Here is a 20,382-nt window from a genome sequence, read left to right as displayed (position 1 = left end):
TTTTCACCTCTTAGCGCACCGCAAGTAAGCTTTCAATATTTTCCAAGAGCGCCTCTTCTTGGAATGGTTTACCCATATATTGGTTTACACCCAATGATAATGCACGTTCACGATGCTTCTCACCAGTACGCGATGTAATCATGATAATTGGCAAGTCACGGTGAATTTCATGATGTCGTACCAGATTCGAAACCTCGAAACCATCCATACGTGGCATCTCGATATCCAACAACATCAAGTCTGGCTTAACCGTCTCAAGCTGTTCAATTGCATCGACACCATCTTTCGCGGTCACAACATCATAGCCTTGACGTTCTAATAGACGTGAAGTCACCTTACGTACCGTCACCGAGTCATCGACAATCATAATCAAGCGACGTTCGTCATAACGCTGCTTAGTATAGGTCTCATCCGCCTGCTTACTACGTGCAGTTGATTGCGCTTGTCGAGCAATGTTTTGACCATCCAAGATCAAACAAACCTGACCATCACCAAGAATCGTTGCACCTGCAATCACGCCAATACTTGAGAACTGTTGTCCCACTGGTTTAACCACAATCTGTCCACGCGAGCCAATCAACTGATCAACCAATAATGCCGTGGTCTGACCTTGAGCACCTTTAATCAGCAGCACAGGTAAGGAATGAACCACACCACTCAATCGTGGAATTGGCTGTCCTGCAACAAACTCAGACAAGTAACGTAAACGATAGCGCTCTTGGTCAATGCTGAAGTAATCTTCTTGACTATCAAAGTACTGTTCTAAGGCCATTGGTGAGATACGCACAATACGATCTATCTGTGCCAATGGGAAGGCGAACTGTTGATCGCCTGCTTTTACCATCAAGGCATCGCTCACTGCCACCGTGGTTGGTACGCGAATGGTAAAGGTTGTGCCCTTACCTAAGCTTGAATCGACACTAACGTGACCACCTAAGGCTTTAATATCACTTTGTACAACGTCGAGACCGACACCACGTCCAGAAATTTGAGTGACTTGAGCCGCGGTACTAAAGCCTGGATGGAAGATAAATTGTAGAATTTCTTCCTGATCAAGTTTCTGGTCTTTGGTCATCAGACCTGTTTGTAACGCTTTCTCCTTGATGCGACGAACATCAATGCCTTTACCATCATCACTAAAGGTTACCACTACATCTGTGCCTTGACGACCAATGTTCAGCACAATATGTCCAGTTTCTGGCTTTTGTGCTTGTAAACGCTGTTCGCGGTCTTCAATGCCGTGGTCAATCGCATTACGTAACATATGTTCAAACGGCGCAACCAAACGTTCAAGAATACTGCGGTCTAATTCACCTTCTGTATTATTCACCACCAGTTCTGTTGGGCGGTTTAAGGTCGATGCTGTTTGACGCACAATACGTTGTAAACGCGGCAATAAACGAGAGAATGGTACCAAGCGAGTACGCATCAAGCTTTCTTGAATTTCAGCTTGAATACGAGACTGTTGTAACAGCAAACCTTCGGTATCACGAATCTTTTCAGACAGCGTAGTTTTGAAGTCAACCAAATCCGATGCAGACTCTGCCAAAGACTTGGACAATTGGTTCAACGATGAATATTGGTCCATTTCCAATGGGTCGAAGTCGGCATAACGCGAGTTTTCACCACCATGTCGTGCAATAATCTGACTTTCTAACTCACCTTCCATTCGGCGCAACTGATCCGCCAAACGTTTGATTGCCAGTTCCATTTCCGTCAAGGTACCGCCCAACTGACCTAAGTCCATCTCGATACGTGAACGGTTGATCGCATTCTCCCCTGACAAATCAATCATCTTCTCAATGACGTCAGCAGAAACACGGATCATTTCATTATTTTGTTCAATGCGTTCAGCGGTTTCCCATTCACCCAGCATTGACGGTGGCTCAGTGCCATCCCCTTGAACAAACTCCATCGTATATTCAGGAGTAAAGATATCTTTGGTAGAAAGTTTCTGTGGGAGTTGCGCCGAAACGTCGACAAACTCCATCTTCTCCAAGCTTTGTTTTAAGCCATCAAAGTTTGCATATTGGCGTTTAGAGATTGCATCTTCAAGCCACGCAAATGCAGTGTTCAGTAGGTTGTCATACACATTCGAGTTGAAATGATGTACACCAAATTGCTCAAATGCATTTTCTAAGTGGTAGGCAATAATGGCAATCGCATCCATTTCTGCCATACGTGCACCACCTTTAAGACTGTGGGCATTACGCTGTAACTGCAACAGTAAACTACGGTTACTGCGTTGATCAAACCATTGTTTTAATAAGCCCTGTGCCTGCTCTATTAACTCTTCAGCTTCTTCAAGGAAAGTCTGTTCAACCAGAGAGCGAACATCATCATCAGCCGATACTGTCTCAGTCTCAACGATTTGAGCTGCTGAAGTATCTTCCAACACTTCTTCTTCGACTTCAACACTGCCGACTTGCTCTTCAAGTGCCATCGGCTGCAGGTCAATTTCAGCTTCAGCTTCGACAAGTTCAAATACTTCTGCCTGAGTATCAACACGCTCAGTTTCAGTTACACTTACAGGTATAGCCTCAACAACTGGTTCAAGCGTTGCCGGAGCAACTGTTTGATCTGCCTGTTGTAGTAACTGCACCACATGCGTTGATGGATAATCTGTTTGCTGATCACGAATGGTTTGAATACGATCTGCAATATCATCTTGGACTAAACGAATGATCGCAATCAGTTGTGGCGTTGCCTGAATCTGTTGATTGATCAGTTTTTCATAGATGGTTTCTAACTCATGCGCAATCAAACCAATATGACGCGCTTGAATCATATTTGAACCACCTTTTAAGGTGTGCAAATAACGCATCAAGTTCTTTAAAGCATTAATATTTTGGTGATCGGCAGTCCATGTATTTAGATCTGCATCAATTCCACCCATCAACTCATCTGCTTCTTCAAGGAAGATATCCAACAAGTCAGGATCAAAGTCGCGGTTTGCATCACTTGATTGTAACTGTTGCTTATCCAGAGCCAACTGAGCAGCGAATGTGGTGACATCAATCGTTGCTGACACAGATTCAGTTTGGACTGGCGCAACCGTCATAATTGAATCTGATGACTCAGCAACATCTTCAATTACAGCGGATGGTTCTTGTAGTGTTGCTGGTACCAATTCAGTTTCAACTGGATCTGCCACAGCAGCTGTTTTCGATAAATCGGCGAGCACAATTAGAGTGTGTGTCGATGGATAATCCACCTGCTGATCACGAATGGTTTGAATACGATCGGCAATATCATCTTGCACTGAACGAATCGCAGTAATCAACTGTGGCGTTACTTGAATTTGTTGGTTGATCAACTTCTCGTAGATGGTTTCTAATTCATGCGCAATCAAACCAATATGACGCGCTTGAATCATATTTGAACCACCTTTTAAGGTGTGCAAATAGCGCATCAAATTCTTTAAGGCATTGACGTTTTGATAGTCCGCAGCCCATGTATTCAGATCAGTATCAATCCCACCCAGTAATTCGTCAGCTTCTTCAAGGAAGATATCTAATACGTCAGGATCAAAATCTCGATTCGCTTCATCTGACTGTAATTGCTGCTTATCTAAAGCAAATTGAGCGGCTAAATCGGTGCTCGCAATAACAGGCGTAGTTGCCTCTTGGAGTTCGAGTGTATTTGTCTCTTCAACTGCCTCAGTCACTTCAACAACAGGTGTTTCCAGAGACTCAACATTTTGCTGAGTGAAGGAACTTAATTCATTTAAAACAAGTTCATGCGCTTTGCTTAAGGTAACACGCTGTCCTGCAGCCAAAGTATCAAACAGTTGGATAAACTGTTGATGGACTTGGTGATAAAGCTCAAATGCATAATCAAGATTAAGTAGACTTGGTTTAAAAAGAATATCTTGATAGCTAGAACGCAACTGACTGGTGTATTGATACATCCCAATGGTTGCATGGTGATGAGTATGCTGCAACAAGGTCTCAGCTTGCTGGCTGAGTAACTGAATATACTGCGGGAACTCCTGACGTGCACGTTTTTCAAAATCGAACTCAACGTCTAATAGATCGTTAATATTGAGTTCAAGTAACTCAGAGACTAAACCTTGTGGTCGAACGGTGTTCCCATTCTTTTCTTCAAGTTGGAAATCGTAGCTATCCCAAGCAACATTGAAGGTCTGGTAGATTTCATCAAATTTCTGCTGTGGAGCTTGCTGTTTCAAAGTATGTAAATAATCACGTACAAATTGAGCATAATGTGTCAGCAGAGCCGTTTCATCTGAGCTTGAATCCAGCTCTTCTTGTAATAATGTTTTAAACAGATTCTCAACTTTTGAGCTAGCCTCAAACACATGGTCAACCTGCGCCATGGCAGAGCTACCACGTAAGGTATGTAATGCTCGAATCAGCGTATTATAGTGATCATTACTTGGACGGTCATTTACCAAGAATTGATCAATCGTGGCAAGATGCTCTTCTGCTTCTTCCAAGAAGATAGCCAAAGTTTCCTTCGCCAGAACCTCATCATCGGTATGAACTGTTGTCTCAGCTGAAAGAGATTCGACTGCGATAGTTTCAGGAACAGTTTCTTCAACTGCTTCGAGATCTGCCCATTCAAGACCCGTCACGACATCATCATGCGTCAGATCAGTAGCAAGCTTAAATAACTCAGCCAATGCTGGCTCAGGACTTTGCTGTTGTTGTAATTGTTGTCCCAATAAAACCAGTGGTCTGAAATCGATGAGATGACTTTGAACTGCTTTAAAATCATGAATCAGTTTAAAACGGTAAAGATTGAAAACTGCTTGTATATAGCGTTGGATATCGGTATTTAAGCTAATCGTACCTGCAATTACACGATTTAAAGTATCTTCAACCGTCCATGCCAACTCTCCAGACGACTTCGCCCCCACCATTCTTCCAGACCCTTTCAGCGTATGGAAATGGCGACGAATATCAGTGAGCACATCTTGCTGATGTGGTTGTTCCGTCCATTGAACTAATAATGGTTCTAACTCAACAAAGATCTCATCTAATTCTTCAATAAAAATTTCAAGAATCTCTGCATCTTGTTCAAGATAACTGTCTTCAGGAAGCGTCATCGTTTCAACTAACGTTTTTAATATTTGTTTCATAGCTGCTTCTTTCGTTTTTATCCACCAACGTGGGTAAAAATTACGCCTATCTATCACACAAGATGTAGTTACATTTCGCCATCACCTTGTTGAGATATCCAACATCTCTAAAAATGGAAAGACAGACACCCCCATCTGCCTTTCCAATTCGGTTTACTCAGGTAACTTAAAGTCAGTTACCGATTCACGTAATGATTCAGCCATGTTTGCCAACTCAGAAACTGAGCGCGCTGTATCAAACGTTGCAGTTGTTGTTTGTGAAGTAATTTCCTGTACGACATTCATCGTAGTTGCAATATGACTGGCAGATGCAGACTGAAGTTTTGCTGCATCCGAAATGCTTTCAATCAGTTTTGCCAAATCGCCCGATACAGTTTGAATCTCATCCAGTGCAATCCCCGCATCTTTTGCCAAGTTCGCACCACGTACAACTTCCGACGTGGTTTGTTCCATCGAAATTACCGCTTCGTTGGTATCTGTTTGAATGGTTTTTACTAAGCTTTCAATCTGCTTGGTTGCTGATGCAGAACGTTCTGCAAGACGCTGTACTTCATCGGCTACGACCGCGAAACCACGACCTGCTTCACCCGCCATCGATGCTTGGATCGCTGCGTTTAATGCCAAGATGTTAGTTTGGTCGGCAATATCGTTAATCAACGAGACAATGTTACCAATCTCTTGAGAAGATTCACCCAAACGTTTAATACGTTTTGAGGTCTCTTGAATCTGTTCACGAATATGATCCATACCTTCGATCGAACGGTTTACCACTTGCGCACCATTGGTTGCAATTTGTACCGAACGTTGTGCTACGTCAGCAGATTCAGATGCGTTGGCAGATACTTGGTCAATTGACAATGCCATTTCGTTCATCGCCGCTGATGCACCTGCAATTTCTTGCGCCTGATGTTCAGAAGCTTCTGCTAACTGGTTGGTAATGCTCTGGGTATCTTGGGTATAACGTGCAACTTCTTGCGAGGTATCGGTAATTCGAGATACAAGGTCACGTAACTGGTCAATCGCGAAGTTAATCGAGTCAGCAATCGCACCGGTAAAGTCTTCCGATACTGTTGCATAAGAACGTAGGTCACCATCCGCTAAGTCGGCGATCTCATCCAGTAAACGTAAAATCGCATTTTGGTTACGGTCATATTCGTCTTGTAGACGCGTTACACGTTCTTTATCGGTATTACTACGTAATGCAAGTAATTGTAATGCTGAGAATACAAGTAAACCCAAAGCACCAATCAATACAATACCAGCAACAACGTTATCCCAACCGCCTTCGGCTTTCTTTGATAAATCGTTGAGCGAAGTTAAAAGTGCATCGGACTGAGAGAAAATTTGTGAAGATGCCTGGCGTACACGAACAATCTGGTTGGCGTTTTGCAATACCGTTGCTGCCGCAGATTTCAATACGGCGTCATAATCAGATTTAATGCTGTCTACAGATTCGCGCAATGCTGCTGAACTGATGCGGTCTACACCAAGCTCTGAGCTACCATTTAACTGTGCATTTAAATACACACCAAAGGTATCAATATCGGCACCAAAGTCATTCGCCGACACGTTTGAGTTGTCCGTACCGACCAATACCGAGTTGATCGAACGTAAAATACGTTCTGCAATGAACACTTGGTTTTTGGTGATAATTACCTGACTACTCGGCATGTTTTCACGAACCATCTGGTCGACCATCAAGTTATATTCTGCCTGAATTTCAGGAATGGTTTCACTGATCGAAATGTTGGTATCGTAAAGTTGATTAATGACTTTTTGTTGCGATGCAATCAGATCAATATTCTTGGCAACAGTATCCCAAAGACCACTCACCTTCTTATACTCATCAGAGCCTTTACCGTACACACTCTCAACAGTGTCTAGGTTTTCGGCAAACTGCTTCTCTGACTCGACCAATTTTTTCATCGCTTCTGGCGTACCAGATGCAGTTGCTTCAGTTGCTTGACGCGAAATCGTTTGCGATAACAAACGCAATTCACCCAGACTACGGGTCAACTGGTTTGAACGCGGAACACTCACGAATAAGTAAATTAAGAGGATAACTGCAAGGGCCAAAGCAATTAAAGCACGATAGATAATCGGTTTCGATTTCTCTGTTTCACCGAATAAGCGTGAAAACTGGTCAAGTTGCGCTTTAATATTATCTAAAAACGCACCACCTTTTTTCAGCCCTGCACTATCGCCATTGCCGTTCTTTTTTTTAAGTTTAAAGCCCATATCAGCTTCTCCCCTGAATACGCGTTTATGTTCCGTAGCGTATAAATTAGTTTATAAATTTTATTGATGCGTTCATGTATTGTGGATTGCTGAGCAACCGACTCAATAAAAACACGTGCCATTGTTGATTATGTTGGTGGAAATGACCTTGGCAATAATCTTTCAATTTATTATCCAGCTCATTATTCTGAGAGAAAAAACTCTTTTTATTAAAGTGTTGAATCCCCAAAACCTGATCGACGACCAACCCCACATAATGGTCTTGATGGCTAATACAAATCACTTTTTGCGTTGGGGAAAACTGACTTCGTTGTCCTGAAATAAAATGAGTTAAATCAGAAACTGAAAGTAGTCGTCCACGAATATTGGCCAAACCGCGCACCCACGCCTGAGTATTTGGTACTGGTGTATATTTCGGAGGATAAATCACCTCCGAAATTTCCCCTAACGGCGCAACAAAATATTGCCCTAACATCTCAAATGCGATACCAGACCAACGGCTGACTTCATTTTGAGTTGAAGTGTATTGTTTATTGCCTCGCTTGGATAAACGAAGCAATTCGATAAATCCATTTGCTGCCATACCCTATCCCGTATTGAGAAGGCTCATCTTGAGCAAAAAATTAACTTAATAATTGTTTAATTACATCAATAAGCTGCTGTTCATCAATCGGCTTAGTCAAATAATCACAAGCCCCTTGACGTTTACCCCATACACGGTCAGTAGCCTGATCTTTGGTGCTCACGATTACAACAGGAATATGCTGTGTGTCTTTGCCCTTACTAATCTGGCGTGTTGCTTGAAAGCCATTCATCCCTGGCATCACCACATCCATCAATACCAAGTCAGGCAATTCTGCTTGAGCCATAGTGACCCCATCAGCACCATTGGTCGCTTCAATAACGTCATAACCGTGCTTCGTCAAAATTTCTCTAAAGCGAAATGTTTCAGTAGGTGAATCATCTACAATAAGTATACGAGCCATTTTTTCCTCAATCTTAAATTTTATGCGCTAACGTGGTTGCGAATCGCATTTAACAATTCATCTTTACTAAATGGCTTGGTTAAATATTCATCCGACCCCACAACACGCCCTTTCGCTTGATCAAACAAACCGTCTTTGCTTGACAACATAATTACTGGAATATTTTGATAATTTAGAGAGTTTTTGATTAATGCACAGGTTTGATAACCGTCTAAACGAGGCATCATGATGTCTACAAAAACGATATCTGGATTGGCTTCTGCAATTTTTGACAATGCTTCAAAGCCATCAACCGCAGTGATCACTTCACAACCTTCACGTTGTAATAAGGTCTCAGCTGTACGGCGAATCGTTTTTGAATCGTCAATCACCATCACCTTTAAATTTTGAAATTTATCGTCCATTTATTGTCCTGCCCCAATACTCAATACAAACTATGGTTGGTTTAATTTGTTTTATACAGATTAGTTGATATTTTTAACATATCTTTACTTGCATTATCAATGAAGTTTTTTGAACCAACCTATCAGTTTCGCTTAACAATCACAAACAGTTCACACTTTTAATTAAATTCCTAATTTTTTTGCTGAATAACTATTTTTAAATGTCTAAATTAGCACTAATATACAACTGATTATTATTTAAAAATAAGTGATTTAATTAACTTTTTTACGGGGAATGTAATGACTGGTTCGTTAAAGTGCGGTTTCCGCATTCGTCACTTTACAACGATTACTCGTAGTTACATTTGTTATTTTTTTCTATTGCTATTTGTCAACAGTTCCACTTTTGCAGCAACTGAACAGGTTAAACCTGTTTGGTATCGTTATTATGACAAAAATGGTGTTGCCAATGTCAGTACCTCGGTCACGCCAGAACACATCCGACATGGTTATGAAGCACTTGATCGTAATATGCAAGTGATCAAACGTAATCGTGCTTATAATGCTGCTGCTGATGTTCAGCAATCAGCCCAACGTGAGTCACTCGCACGCCGTCGTGAACAGGATTTAAGGCTCAAACGTGCCTACGGTAGTCCACAAATCGCAGCGGCAAAACGCGATCAAATTTTAACCAACCTCAAAAAACAGTTGAATTATCAACAGGAACAATTGCAGCAATTGCAAAAGGACAAGATTGGTTTTAAGCGTCAAGAAATGGAATATCACCGTAAAGGCGAAATGTTACCAACACAACTTAAAAGCAACCTAGAAAATAATGCTCAAAATATTGAAAACGTCAAAAAAACGGTTGAAAGCCTACGCAATGCCTATCACAAGACTGAAGTTGAATATAGCGATATTATCAATCGCTTAAATGCACTCGGCTCGACTTAAGCTCAAAATCTTGTATAAAACCCTTAGCCCCTCAATATTAATTTTTAAACAATTTCAATATTTAACCATATGCCAGTGCTATATACTGCGCGAAATTGAATGTTTCATGTCATAATGCCCATTGCTCAAAACTGAGCACATTATTTTTGCTCATTTTATAGCACTTTTTAAATAACACTTAACTTTAGGACAGTTTCCATGCGCGCAAGCCGCTTTTTATTTGCAACGTTAAGAGAAACCCCAAATGATGCTGAAGTGATTTCACACCAGCTCATGTTACGTGCGGGGATGATTCGTAAATTAGCTTCTGGCTTATACTCTTGGTTGCCCATGGGAACGCGCGTTTTAAAGAAAGTGGATGCCATTGTTCGCGAAGAAATGAACCGTTCTGGCGCATTAGAAGTGTTCATGCCTGTTACACAACCTGCTGCACTTTGGGAAGAATCTGGTCGTTTCGAACAATACGGTCCTGAGTTATTACGTTTTAAAGACCGTCATGACAACCCTTTCGTACTGGGTCCAACTCACGAAGAAGTAATTACCGACTTGGCGCGTAACGAGCTGAAAAGCTATAAGCAACTGCCATTGAATTTTTATCAAATTCAAACCAAATTCCGTGACGAAATTCGTCCACGTTTTGGTGTGATGCGCTCGCGTGAATTCATCATGAAAGATGCTTATTCTTTCCATGCAGACCAAGCATCATTACAAGAAACCTATGATGTCATGTATGACACCTATAGCCGTATCTTCACCCGTTTAGGCTTGGATTTCCGTCCAGTACAAGCAGATACAGGTTCAATTGGTGGTTCTGCATCGCATGAATTCCATGTACTTGCATCAAGTGGTGAAGATGACATCGCTTTCTCGACAGAATCTGACTTTGCCGCAAACGTTGAAATGGCAGAAGCACTTTTAGTCGGTGAGCGTGCTGCTGCAACTCAGGCATTAACCTTAGTTGATACACCAAATCAAAAAACCATTGCTGATGTTTGCCAATTCTTAAATGCTGATGCCAAACAGTCTGTTAAGGCATTACTGGTACAAGGTCCAACCGACGATAAAGGCAATACACCAGTTGTTGCGTTGTTCCTCCGTGGCGACCATGAACTCAATGATATTAAAGCTGAAAAGCACCCATTGATTGCAGCACCTTTAGCATTTGCAACTGAAGAGCAATTGCAGCAACACGGTCTAACAGCGGGTTTCTGCGGTCCACAAGGTCTGCTTGAAAAAGGCTTAACCGTGATTGTGGATCGTGCTGCCTCGGTATTGTCTGACTTTGTGGCGGGTGCAAATGAAGTCGATAAGCATGCAACCGGTGTAAACTGGGACCGTGATGCGAAGTTCACAGAAGTGTTTGATCTGCGCAATGTGGTTGAAGGTGACCCTTCTCCAGATGGTAAAGGTACGATCCAAATTAGACGTGGTATTGAAGTTGGTCATATTTTCCAACTCGGTACAAAGTATTCTGAAGCTTTGGGCTGTAAAGTATTAGGTGAAGATGGCAAGCCATTTACTGTCACCATGGGTTGTTACGGAATTGGTGTAACACGTGTAGTCGCTGCTGCGATCGAACAAAACTTCGATGATAAAGGTATTATTTGGCCACAAGCGATTGCACCTTTTGAAGTTGCAATTGTGCCAATGAATGCGCATAAATCGCCACGTACCCTTGAAGCAGCTGAAGCACTCTATGCTGAATTACAAGCACAAGGCTATGACGTATTACTCGACGATCGTAACGAACGTCCAGGCGTGAAATTCTCTGACCTTGAGTTGATGGGTATTCCACACCGTATCGTGATCGGTGAGAAAGGCTTGGATGCCGGTACTTTTGAATATAAAGGCCGTCGTGATGCTGAAGCCAGCAACCTGAATAAAGAAGAACTATTAGCCAAACTTATTCGCTAATTGAAATTCTGAATCTAAAAAAGCCGTTTCAATGAAACGGCTTTTTTATTTGAAGATTAAACAGTAAGGTCTTTAATGGTTTCCGATGGCCCATTCTTTTTCACAGACTCAATGCCTTTCTCACGTGACTGCTCACTTGAATACAACTGACTGTTACCAATCACCTGATGGTTTGCCGCTTTTAAATTAAAATACGGCTTCTCATTTTTAGATGTTAATCGTTCATAACGACCATCATCAGGACTATTTTTTTGTACTGATGCAATCCCGTTCAATGCAGCGGCTTTGGTTTTATATAATTCACTTGTTAAAACAGTCTCACTGTTTCCTGCTTTTAATACGAAGCGATATTGCCCATCACTTGCCTGACTCACTTCAAACCATCCTGACATAAAGACCTCTATTTTTGGAGTTACTATTGATTGTTATCTCATCCAATATAGATCAGCAATTGCCGTTTAAGAAGATTAAATTTTGTTCATTTTTGGTAATTTATGTAATGAATAAAAAGGAGCATTTTCATGCTCCTAAATAAAAATCTAAACTTTTTTCACAAATTCAGATTTTAATTTCATGGCACCTACTCCATCAATTTTACAATCAATGTTATGGCCATCACTTGCATCAGGCACCAAACGGATACTTTTTACTTTCGTTCCGACTTTCACCACAGATGAAGAGCCTTTAATTTTTAAATCTTTAACAACCGTAACGCTATCACCATCAGCCAAAACATTGCCGTTGGCATCTTTAATGATGTCTTGTAATTCTGAAGCTGCTGCTTCCCCTTCCTTCCATTCATGTGAACATTCAGGACAAATCAATAAGTCGCCATCTTGGTAAGTATATTCTGATTGGCATTGTGGGCAATGTGGAAAAGACATAAAAGAAACTCAAAACGACTATTATGATGGATAGACGCAGTTTTTCAAAATTTAGGTTTGAATCGCTTTGCCAAGTAAATAATTTTTAAGTACCAAAGCATGATTAAGTTCTGGATCTTTGGCTGCATAAATCAGCGTCAATTGCTGTTGCGCTGCCATTTCTCGGAGCTGCTGTACATCAGGATTCTCTTTAAGCTCTTGATAATATCCCTCCTGAAAACTAAGCCAGTGTTCAGCCTTGTGGCAAAAGGCTTGTCGTAGTTCTGTCGATGGTGCAATTTCCTTCAACCATAGATTTAAATGCGCGCGCTCTTTCGAAATTCCTCTTGGCCACAAACGGTCAACCAATACACGCTGCCCGTCGCTTGGCTCTACAGGATCATAAATACGTTTAATCTGAACTTGCACGCGATTCTCCTACAGCTTATCCGTTCAACTTTCCATTGAAATATCTATGACCTGCCCTTTTGCATCAAAACTCACGCAAATAACATAGTTAGTGATGTCATCTGGCAAGGTAAAGTCCAGCAAGTCATAACTGTCTATGTTCTCATCTTCCCATTGATGAGCAAGCACCAAAAATTCTAGCACCTGCGCAGGTGTTGGTGTTGAGGTTGCAAAGTGTTTTTTCCAATACGCTGGCTCCACTTCCTCCAAATGGTGTTGAATAAACAATTCCACACTATCTTCGGCTTGTTGATTGTCCAAAGCTTCACGCATGGCGATACGCGCAAGTTGTTCACGGCGTTCAACAATCGCTTGTTCTGACATAGCATCCCCCGATGTAATGATCATCCTAAACTCTGTAGTTAAGATTAAGTTGTTTGCGTTATTGATCTGGTATGTCTGCTTGCACCAATAAGCCCAATAAATAAAGTGACTCTTGCCAACCCAGATAACATGCTTCTACAGGAATCACATCAGGGATTCCCTCTTGTATAATCTGTACTTCTGTACCGACAAGCACTTGCTTCAATTGAATGGTGACCTGAATATCACCGGGTAAATTCGGATCGTCAAAACGATCGGTATAACGCAGAAGTTCATTGGGTACCAGCTCAACATAGGTGCCACCAAAGGAATGTGAACTCCCCGTTGAGAAATTGGTAAATGACATTTTATAAGTCCCACCCTGTTGTGGGTCTAAATGATGCACTTTTGCGGTAAATCCATGCGGTGGCAACCATTTAACCAATGCATCAGGATCAAGAAATGCCTGATAAACCCGTGCAGGTGGCGCATTAAATACGCGATGTAATCGAACTGCACCTGTCATTCTTATTCTCCAATATCACTATTATTCTGTTGGATCGATTCATCATAGCGATTTATTGTACAAAAGCTATGCCTTCAATCGCTCATTTGAGCACGAATATCGAGAATCTCAAGCTGCTTTTTTGTGAAAAATGGCGCAAAATAACAGTCCATATTTTAGTGTTCAGAACGCAGATTTAGGATTGATCTATGAGTCAGCTTGGTTTTACTGCTTTTAGTTTAAATGGTGTCGATGCACAAAAATTTTTACAAGGTCAAGTGACGGTTCATGTAGAACGCTTACCTGAAAATGAAAGTCGCTATACTGCTATTTGTGATTTAAAAGGACGTATTCATTTTGGTTTATGGATTAAAAGATTAAATCCAGAAAGTTTTGAGCTTGTGGCCACTCAAGATCAAGCTGAAGAGTTGTCTAAACACATTAAAAAGTTTGGTGCTTTTTCTAAAATGAAGTTAGAAGAAGTTGGAACAGTTTATCCAACTATTGTCGGTACGCAAACCGAGTTTTCTGCAACAACGACAGACATTGATACTTGGAAAATTCAAGCAATCCAATCTGGACAAGCTTGGATCAGCCAAACCACGGAGCATTTGTTCCAACCTCAAGAATTACGTTTACATCAACGTGATGGCGTGCATTTTGATAAAGGCTGTTACCTTGGTCAGGAAATCGTGGCACGTCTTTGGTTTAAAGCAAAGCCAAAACACTGGTTGCATTTAATTCAGGCTAAAGATGCAGTGCCTGCACCTGCAACACAACTTAGTAAAGACGTCGAAGTAGTGAATAGTATTGCTTTTGAAGAAGGCTATTTGGCTTTGGTCATTGCAAAACCCGCTGCTTTAGAAGAACTTGGCGTAACCGTTTTAGATTTACCAGAAACACTTAATGGTGATGTCGCAAGACCAAGCTAAATACTTGTAAAAATCAGGCTTTGATTTTATATTAAAAACTCATGTGTTATCGCGGCTGCTAAACCCGATCAACTCATGAGTTTTTTAATATGGATGATGTATCACAACCACGTAATCGAGCGTGGCGGCGTAAACAAAAATTTCTATTTCGTGGTCGAGACTGTAGGCATAGTTCTCTCTGTTGGAAGCCTCCTAAACAATGGAAATATCTGTATACACGACAAGATAAACTTGCACGTGCCAAGCAATTAAGAATTGAATATCCTCGAATTTCCAAAGCAAAATATGTACGTCAAGCTCATTTCAACTCTTGGATTTAACATACTGAACACACTTTTCATTTGCAGTCGCAATCAATGGCGCAGTCCTACAGCCGAACGTATTTTCGCTCAAGGGTATGGCTTACATACCCGTTCAGCGGGAACCAGTCGTCACGCCAAACATACTCTCTCGTTAAAGGATATTGCTTGGGCTGAACAAATCTTTGTAATGGAGTCTCGGCACAAGCAACAGATCAAACAACAGTTTTCCAAACAACTTATACATAAGAAAGTGTTCGTGCTCGATATTCCAGATGACTATCACTATATGGAGACTGAACTCATCGAATTGTTGCAATTGGCAATGCAGCCTTATTTGAAATAAAGTTTAACAATCATTCTTGTCGTGAATCGAAATGAAGGTTATTGTTCACCTATTCTCAATACAACCGATTTCTCATGAAAATAATGATCAAAACATGGTTATCTGTACTTAGCCTGGGCCTTCTCAGCGTACAAAGCCTGCATGCCGATAGCAAAACACTGGAACGAAACTTCAAACAGAATTACCCTGAAATTCCAGTCAAATCAGTCACTCCCTCTCCTTTACCTGGTATTTATGAAGTCTATGCCGCGGGTAAAATTATCTATACCGATGAAACAGCCAAATACCTGTTTTTTGGTAACCTCCTCGATGTCAAAAATAAGAAAAATCTAACCGAAGAGCGCTTAGCTGAATTTGGTAAAATTGATGTCAAACAACTGCCACTCGATCAGGCCATCAAATATGTAAAAGGTAATGGGGAACGTATCCTCTATGTCTTTAGCGACCCTGATTGCCCTTATTGCCAAAAGCTTGAGCAACACATGACTTCAGTTGATAATGTCACCGTGTATCTGTTCTTGTTCCCGCTTAAAAGACTACATCCTCAAGCAGAAACGATTGCCAATAAAATTTGGTGTTCGAAAAATCCATATGAAGCTTGGGAAGATTATATGCTGCACCGTAAAGCACCTAAAAATGCTGCACAATGTGAGACTCCAATACAGAAGAATCTCGCTCTAGGTCAAAAATTACAAATCGATGGCACTCCAACTTTATTTTTGCAAAATGGCATGCGACTCTCAGGTAGCCCACAAAATGCAGAACAGATTGAGCAACTTTTACAAGAAGCCAGTCCCCCAAAATAAAGATTAAATATGAAGGCTTGTTGACTTTTTTGCCACAAAAAATCTCAAGCCTCCGTTCATACCTTCCAACCTAAGGCATTAACTTTAAACAACTAAATAACAATAGAATTTCAATTCCGTCTCGTCCATTTACCAAGATTTATACAAAATCCTTATTTACATTTTTAACCAAACTTTTATGATGGGAACAACATATTGAGTTCTGCTATGCAAAGGATGAAAGCAGATCAACATGAAAGGAAAAATAAACATGAAAAAATTGCTTATCGCAAGTTTAATGACGATTGCAAGCCATACAGCATTTGCAGCGGACGCTAAAACATCTGTCACTAAATCAGACCCGTTATTTGCTAAAGCAACTCAACTTTACGAAGCGAAAGATTACTCTGCTGCCTTCCAAGAAATGCAACGCTTAGCAAATGCAGGAAATACTCAAGCAATATATAACCTTGGCTATATGACACAAGTCGGTCAAGGCACCACAAAAGATGAAAAAAAGGCTTTTCAATATTATCAAGATGCTTCAAACAAAGGCTTCGGCAAAGCTAGCTTTACACTTGCTCAGGCATATAATAACGGTGACCTAGGAATAACTAAAAACGATAAAAAATATAAAGAGTTCTTAGATAAAGCTTCAAATCAAGGCTCCGAAGAAGCAATTGTTGAAAGTGCTAATATTTTATTTAGGCAAGGAAAACCAGAATATGATCAAATGGCTGTGCAAAAACTATTACCTTTGCTCAGAAAAAATTATTATCCAGCCATGCATTTAAAGGCAGTATATGACTTAAGTATCGGGGTTAAAAATAAAAATCCAATCATGCAGCAACAAGCCATTGAAAGCTTAAAAGATTTAGCAAAAAATGGTTACGTACCATCCCTGATGATTCTAGGCAATATGCTCGCCAATGGCAATATTATCGATCAAGATTTAGAGCAGGCAAAAAATATTTTTTCTCGTTTAGCTGAAGCAAACTATCCCAATGCAAAAGAATCTTTAGCCAAGGTTGAAGAAGCAATCGCAGCAAAAAAAGCAGCGCCAGCTCAAGCACCCAAAAAGTAAAAAACAAAGAGCAGCATAATAAATGCTGCTCTTTTCACTTAGAATTGTTTGCTGACTTTGATTCCAGCACTCCAATTCCGCCCATCCGCAGGTTCAAAGAAGCGGCTATTACTATCATTTACAATCACGGAACCCGCATAGTTTTTATCAAATAGGTTATCGACACGCGCAAAGCTATTGACGCCCCAATCTGCAAATTTCCATGTATATCCAGTATAGACTGAAGCAACGGTGTAACTTGGCGCTGCATCGCTATTGATATCATCAATATAGACCTTGTCCATATACTGTACATCTGCACCCGCATAGAAGCCTTGCTCAGGTTTCCACGCTAGGCCAATAAAGGCTTGGTTCTTCGCAACACCTGGGATCGCATTGCCCTTTTGAATAGCCTTGACCGTACCGACAGCCGGAATTGCAGCATCAAACTTGGCATCCAAATAACCATAACTGGCATTCATTTCCAAGTCTTTCCAAAGCTTTTTATTCCATGCCAATTCAGCACCTTGACGTATTGTTTTATCCGCATTTCTAAACGTTGAACGACCATCAGAAGTACCTGCCGAAACAATATCATTCTGAGTCTTGCTCTGGAAAACAGCCAAAGTGAAATCACCAAACGGGTTTTGGGACTTCAAACCAATTTCGTAGTTATCACTGGTTGATGGCTTTAAATCAAAGTTAAATCCAGACTTTTTAGGATCAGCTTGATAAGCCATTTCTGTGAAAGTCGGTGTTTCAAAGCCTTTGGCATAGCTGGCATAGGCCAATAACTCAGGTACAATTTGCCAGCTTAAGGCAGCGGACGGTAACACCTTGTTATAATCCGTTTTATCGCTATCATCGCCATTACTCAAATAGTGATCCTTAGATTTATAATGTACATTGCTATAACGCAGACCTGCATCTAAACGCCAAGCCGGTAAAAACTGCCAAGAGGCTTGTAAATAGGGATCAACATTCCACAAAGTATTGTCTTCATCACGACGCAATATGCCTTTTACCCCATAAGACGGCGAGCCATTAACAAGATTAAAGTTTTCATAACCTTTACGATCTTCATCCATGCTATCAACAGCAAGCCCTGCACTAAAAGTGGTATTTGGCAATAGTTCTTTGCCTGTCCAGCGGAAATCAGCACCGTAATAATTACGTTCAAAATCAATCACACCACCAGCGTGATTAGGATTTTTTTGCGCGGATTGGGGAATTGACTGATATTGAGTCACTTGACGATTACCGAAATACGCCATCGCATACAGTTCATGCTGATCATTAATCGGTTTAGACCAAGTCACGCCCGTTTGGGTTTGTTCTATATCTTTTCGCACATTATAAAGATTATTCGCATCGTTGACTTGACGCGGATTTTGCTGCCATTGAGTTCGATTCAATCCTTGAGGATCATCGGCATGAATCTTGACGTAGTTGGTGACCCAGTTAATTTTAGTGCCATCATCCAAGTTCCACGTCAGCTTCGCATTATTTAAGACCTTTTCTGCACTGCTATGCTCACGATAGCCATCGGTATCAAAATACGAAGAACTGATGATATAGCTCGGCTCATTTTGATTTTTTGCACCACCCTGTAGTACCAGACCTGCACGATTCTTGTTATGGCTACCACCCGCATAACTCATCTCAATCGAATCTTTACCCTGTCCCTCTCTAGTTGTCGCCAAAATTGCTCCACCTGATGAATTGCCATACAGTGATGAAAATGGTCCGGTTAATACCTCAAGATGACTGAGGCTACTTAAATCTATATTCGAGGTTTGGCCCTGTCCATCTGGCATCGTTGCTGGGATACCATCGGTATATAAGCGGATCCCACGCACGCCAAAAGTAGAGCGCGCACCAAAACCACGCATCGAAAGCTGTAAGTCCTGCGCATAATTTTCGCGATTGCGTAATTGAACACTTGGAATCCCTTTGACCACTTCAGTTAAGTTCACCTGCGCAGATTGATCATTTTGAGGCATATCCACTCTAAAGATCGACGCAGGGGTTTGCATATAAGTGGTATTGGTTCGTGTCGCTTCAACTTTAATGGTTGGAAGCTGCACCGCTTGTTCCGCATCTGATTCAACTGCCCAGACAGCGCTACTACCCGCCCCCATACACATTGCAACGCAACCGTATAAAAGGTTAATTTTCAGTGAAGGCATGAAGGTTCCTTATTTCTCAAAATTTCAAAAGGATGATTTTTAAAAGTAAGCATCTGATTATTTTATATTTGTCTTACATCATTCACTTTAGCCAAAACCATCAATCTGGTTACTGATCGGCATTGGTAAATAAAATTAAATACCGTCATAATTGTAAGTGAAACATTTACCCTCATTGTATTGTTGTTGAAACAACTTGAGCTTTCTATGCCCGAACTTCCTGAAGTTGAAACCACCAAAACCAGCCTACTCCCACTTTTAGAGCAACGTGTACAAGCCGTCAAAGTATTCAATGCAAGCTTACGTTGGCCGATTCCAAACGATCTCGATAAGCTAATTGGACAACGTTTAATCCAGCTTAAACGTCGTTCTAAATATATCTTGGCAGAATTTGAACAAGACCATATGCTCTGGCATCTGGGTATGTCTGGTAGCTTTCGTTTATGTGAGCCCAATGAAGCACTTAGAAAGCATGATCATCTTGTGATTGATTTTGAAGATTTGCAACTCCGCTACCATGATCCACGTCGCTTTGGCTGTATTTTGTGGTTAGACCAACAGAATCAAAGCAAACTGATCGACACGCTTGGTCCTGAGCCACTCAGTGAAGACTTTAACGCAGCTTATTTACGTGAAAAACTGAGTAAAAAGAATGTCGGCATTAAAATTGCTTTAATGGATAACCATGTAGTTGTTGGTGTCGGCAATATTTATGCGACTGAAAGTTTATTCAACATCGGGGTTCATCCTGCACAACCCGCTTCGACGCTGAGCAAAGTACAGGTGGAAAAGTTGGTCATTGAGGTTAAACGCATCTTAAAGCAGGCGATTGACTTAGGTGGCTCAACCTTACGTGACTATAGCAATGCGATGGGTGAAAATGGTTATTTTCAGCAGACGCTTTTGGCCTATGGGCGTGCTGGTGAAATGTGCGTGAATTGTGAAACCACATTAGAAAACATAAAATTAGGTCAGCGTGCCAGTGTATTCTGCCCGCAATGCCAGCCACTGAAGTTAAAAAAAGCGTAAGCTTGTGAAATGTACAAAGGAGAA

The 20,382-nt window shown here is 41.1% G+C and carries 19 protein-coding genes; 8 read left to right on the top strand and 11 right to left on the bottom strand.

Annotated features, from left to right (window positions below; all coding sequences use genetic code 11):
- Window positions 1-10: 10 nt before the first annotated feature.
- The 5 genes from A7P55_RS04265 to pilG all read right to left on the bottom strand — a co-directional run bounded on the left by A7P55_RS04265 (window position 11) and on the right by pilG (window position 8,729).
- Window positions 11-5,101, bottom strand: a complete 5,091-nt coding sequence (locus A7P55_RS04265; RefSeq protein ID WP_171551211.1) for an Hpt domain-containing protein — start codon at window positions 5,099-5,101, stop codon at window positions 11-13.
- 153 nt (window positions 5,102-5,254) lie between these two features.
- Window positions 5,255-7,339 carry a methyl-accepting chemotaxis protein gene (locus A7P55_RS04260; RefSeq protein ID WP_171551210.1) on the bottom strand — a complete coding sequence of 695 codons (2,085 nt, stop codon included), beginning with the start codon at window positions 7,337-7,339 and terminating at the stop codon, window positions 5,255-5,257.
- 46 nt (window positions 7,340-7,385) lie between these two features.
- The gene (locus A7P55_RS04255; protein ID WP_005206065.1) at window positions 7,386-7,922 is read right to left on the bottom strand and encodes a chemotaxis protein CheW; all 537 of its coding nucleotides are present in this window, start codon (window positions 7,920-7,922) and stop codon (window positions 7,386-7,388) included.
- Window positions 7,923-7,962: 40 nt separating this feature from the next.
- Complete coding sequence (locus A7P55_RS04250) at window positions 7,963-8,325, bottom strand: response regulator (protein ID WP_004652355.1); 363 nt, start codon at window positions 8,323-8,325, stop codon at window positions 7,963-7,965.
- A gap of 20 nt (window positions 8,326-8,345) precedes the next feature.
- Complete coding sequence (gene pilG / locus A7P55_RS04245; protein WP_004802929.1) at window positions 8,346-8,729, bottom strand: twitching motility response regulator PilG; 384 nt, start codon at window positions 8,727-8,729, stop codon at window positions 8,346-8,348.
- Between the two features lie 279 nt (window positions 8,730-9,008).
- Between pilG and A7P55_RS04240 the strand changes: the two genes are divergently transcribed.
- Window positions 9,009-9,662 (top strand): hypothetical protein, encoded by a 654-nt coding sequence (locus A7P55_RS04240; protein WP_171551209.1) that lies wholly within the window; start codon window positions 9,009-9,011, stop codon window positions 9,660-9,662.
- A gap of 198 nt (window positions 9,663-9,860) precedes the next feature.
- Window positions 9,861-11,576 carry a proline--tRNA ligase gene (locus A7P55_RS04235; protein ID WP_171551208.1) on the top strand — a complete coding sequence of 572 codons (1,716 nt, stop codon included), beginning with the start codon at window positions 9,861-9,863 and terminating at the stop codon, window positions 11,574-11,576.
- Window positions 11,577-11,632: 56 nt separating this feature from the next.
- On the opposite strand, the gene A7P55_RS04230 is transcribed toward A7P55_RS04235, so the two are convergent.
- The 5 genes from A7P55_RS04230 to A7P55_RS04210 all read right to left on the bottom strand — a co-directional run bounded on the left by A7P55_RS04230 (window position 11,633) and on the right by A7P55_RS04210 (window position 13,742).
- The gene (locus A7P55_RS04230; protein ID WP_005150067.1) at window positions 11,633-11,968 is read right to left on the bottom strand and encodes a YegP family protein; all 336 of its coding nucleotides are present in this window, start codon (window positions 11,966-11,968) and stop codon (window positions 11,633-11,635) included.
- Between the two features lie 147 nt (window positions 11,969-12,115).
- On the bottom strand, window positions 12,116-12,460 hold the full coding sequence (locus tag A7P55_RS04225; RefSeq protein ID WP_005150064.1) for a zinc ribbon domain-containing protein YjdM: 345 nt from the start codon (window positions 12,458-12,460) through the stop codon (window positions 12,116-12,118).
- A gap of 51 nt (window positions 12,461-12,511) precedes the next feature.
- Entirely contained in the window at window positions 12,512-12,868 is a 357-nt protein-coding gene (locus A7P55_RS04220; protein WP_171551207.1) for a DUF488 family protein, read from the bottom strand.
- 24 nt (window positions 12,869-12,892) lie between these two features.
- The gene (locus A7P55_RS04215; RefSeq protein ID WP_171551206.1) at window positions 12,893-13,255 is read right to left on the bottom strand and encodes a DUF2004 domain-containing protein; all 363 of its coding nucleotides are present in this window, start codon (window positions 13,253-13,255) and stop codon (window positions 12,893-12,895) included.
- A 34-nt stretch (window positions 13,256-13,289) separates the two neighbouring features.
- Window positions 13,290-13,742 carry an SRPBCC domain-containing protein gene (locus A7P55_RS04210; protein ID WP_171551345.1) on the bottom strand — a complete coding sequence of 151 codons (453 nt, stop codon included), beginning with the start codon at window positions 13,740-13,742 and terminating at the stop codon, window positions 13,290-13,292.
- Between the two features lie 182 nt (window positions 13,743-13,924).
- Between A7P55_RS04210 and A7P55_RS04205 the strand changes: the two genes are divergently transcribed.
- From A7P55_RS04205 to A7P55_RS04185, 5 genes are all read left to right on the top strand, one after another.
- A complete protein-coding gene (locus A7P55_RS04205) occupies window positions 13,925-14,647 on the top strand; it encodes a folate-binding Fe/S cluster repair protein (protein WP_171551205.1) in 723 nt (240 codons plus the stop codon).
- An 89-nt stretch (window positions 14,648-14,736) separates the two neighbouring features.
- The gene (locus A7P55_RS04200; RefSeq protein WP_171551204.1) at window positions 14,737-14,967 is read left to right on the top strand and encodes a hypothetical protein; all 231 of its coding nucleotides are present in this window, start codon (window positions 14,737-14,739) and stop codon (window positions 14,965-14,967) included.
- Window positions 14,933-15,292 (top strand): protein tyrosine phosphatase, encoded by a 360-nt coding sequence (locus A7P55_RS04195; RefSeq protein ID WP_171551203.1) that lies wholly within the window; start codon window positions 14,933-14,935, stop codon window positions 15,290-15,292. Before A7P55_RS04200 ends, A7P55_RS04195 begins: the two co-directional genes overlap by 35 nt.
- Window positions 15,293-15,375: 83 nt before the next feature.
- On the top strand, window positions 15,376-16,098 hold the full coding sequence (locus A7P55_RS04190; protein ID WP_171551344.1) for a DsbC family protein: 723 nt from the start codon (window positions 15,376-15,378) through the stop codon (window positions 16,096-16,098).
- A gap of 250 nt (window positions 16,099-16,348) precedes the next feature.
- Complete coding sequence (locus tag A7P55_RS04185) at window positions 16,349-17,161, top strand: tetratricopeptide repeat protein (RefSeq protein WP_171551343.1); 813 nt, start codon at window positions 16,349-16,351, stop codon at window positions 17,159-17,161.
- A gap of 38 nt (window positions 17,162-17,199) precedes the next feature.
- Here the strand turns inward: A7P55_RS04185 and A7P55_RS04180 are convergent, their stop codons facing one another.
- Complete coding sequence (locus A7P55_RS04180; RefSeq protein ID WP_216077963.1) at window positions 17,200-19,329, bottom strand: TonB-dependent receptor; 2,130 nt, start codon at window positions 19,327-19,329, stop codon at window positions 17,200-17,202.
- Window positions 19,330-19,536: 207 nt separating this feature from the next.
- Between A7P55_RS04180 and mutM the strand changes: the two genes are divergently transcribed.
- Window positions 19,537-20,358 (top strand): bifunctional DNA-formamidopyrimidine glycosylase/DNA-(apurinic or apyrimidinic site) lyase, encoded by an 822-nt coding sequence (mutM, locus tag A7P55_RS04175; protein ID WP_171551202.1) that lies wholly within the window; start codon window positions 19,537-19,539, stop codon window positions 20,356-20,358.
- Window positions 20,359-20,382: the final 24 nt, after the last annotated feature.

Source organism: Acinetobacter sp. Ac_5812 (assembly GCF_013072695.1).
Lineage (GTDB): Bacteria > Pseudomonadota > Gammaproteobacteria > Pseudomonadales > Moraxellaceae > Acinetobacter.
The sequence above is the reverse complement of the archived record's forward strand: the minus strand, read 5'-3'. Positions and strand labels throughout refer to the sequence as shown.

Coding starts and splice junctions, on each gene's coding strand:
- A7P55_RS04255 (WP_005206065.1), bottom strand. CDS start 7,922: ATGGCAGCAAATGGATTTATCGAATTGCTTCGTTTATCCAAGCGAGGC.
- A7P55_RS04260 (WP_171551210.1), bottom strand. CDS start 7,339: ATGGGCTTTAAACTTAAAAAAAAGAACGGCAATGGCGATAGTGCAGGG.
- mutM (WP_171551202.1), top strand. CDS start 19,537: ATGCCCGAACTTCCTGAAGTTGAAACCACCAAAACCAGCCTACTCCCA.
- A7P55_RS04180 (WP_216077963.1), bottom strand. CDS start 19,329: ATGCCTTCACTGAAAATTAACCTTTTATACGGTTGCGTTGCAATGTGT.
- pilG (WP_004802929.1), bottom strand. CDS start 8,729: ATGGACGATAAATTTCAAAATTTAAAGGTGATGGTGATTGACGATTCA.
- A7P55_RS04240 (WP_171551209.1), top strand. CDS start 9,009: ATGACTGGTTCGTTAAAGTGCGGTTTCCGCATTCGTCACTTTACAACG.
- A7P55_RS04190 (WP_171551344.1), top strand. CDS start 15,376: ATGATCAAAACATGGTTATCTGTACTTAGCCTGGGCCTTCTCAGCGTA.
- A7P55_RS04225 (WP_005150064.1), bottom strand. CDS start 12,460: ATGTCTTTTCCACATTGCCCACAATGCCAATCAGAATATACTTACCAA.
- A7P55_RS04230 (WP_005150067.1), bottom strand. CDS start 11,968: ATGTCAGGATGGTTTGAAGTGAGTCAGGCAAGTGATGGGCAATATCGC.
- A7P55_RS04195 (WP_171551203.1), top strand. CDS start 14,933: ATGTACGTCAAGCTCATTTCAACTCTTGGATTTAACATACTGAACACA.
- A7P55_RS04205 (WP_171551205.1), top strand. CDS start 13,925: ATGAGTCAGCTTGGTTTTACTGCTTTTAGTTTAAATGGTGTCGATGCA.
- A7P55_RS04250 (WP_004652355.1), bottom strand. CDS start 8,325: ATGGCTCGTATACTTATTGTAGATGATTCACCTACTGAAACATTTCGC.
- A7P55_RS04215 (WP_171551206.1), bottom strand. CDS start 13,255: ATGATCATTACATCGGGGGATGCTATGTCAGAACAAGCGATTGTTGAA.
- A7P55_RS04265 (WP_171551211.1), bottom strand. CDS start 5,101: ATGAAACAAATATTAAAAACGTTAGTTGAAACGATGACGCTTCCTGAA.
- A7P55_RS04235 (WP_171551208.1), top strand. CDS start 9,861: ATGCGCGCAAGCCGCTTTTTATTTGCAACGTTAAGAGAAACCCCAAAT.
- A7P55_RS04185 (WP_171551343.1), top strand. CDS start 16,349: ATGAAAAAATTGCTTATCGCAAGTTTAATGACGATTGCAAGCCATACA.
- A7P55_RS04200 (WP_171551204.1), top strand. CDS start 14,737: ATGGATGATGTATCACAACCACGTAATCGAGCGTGGCGGCGTAAACAA.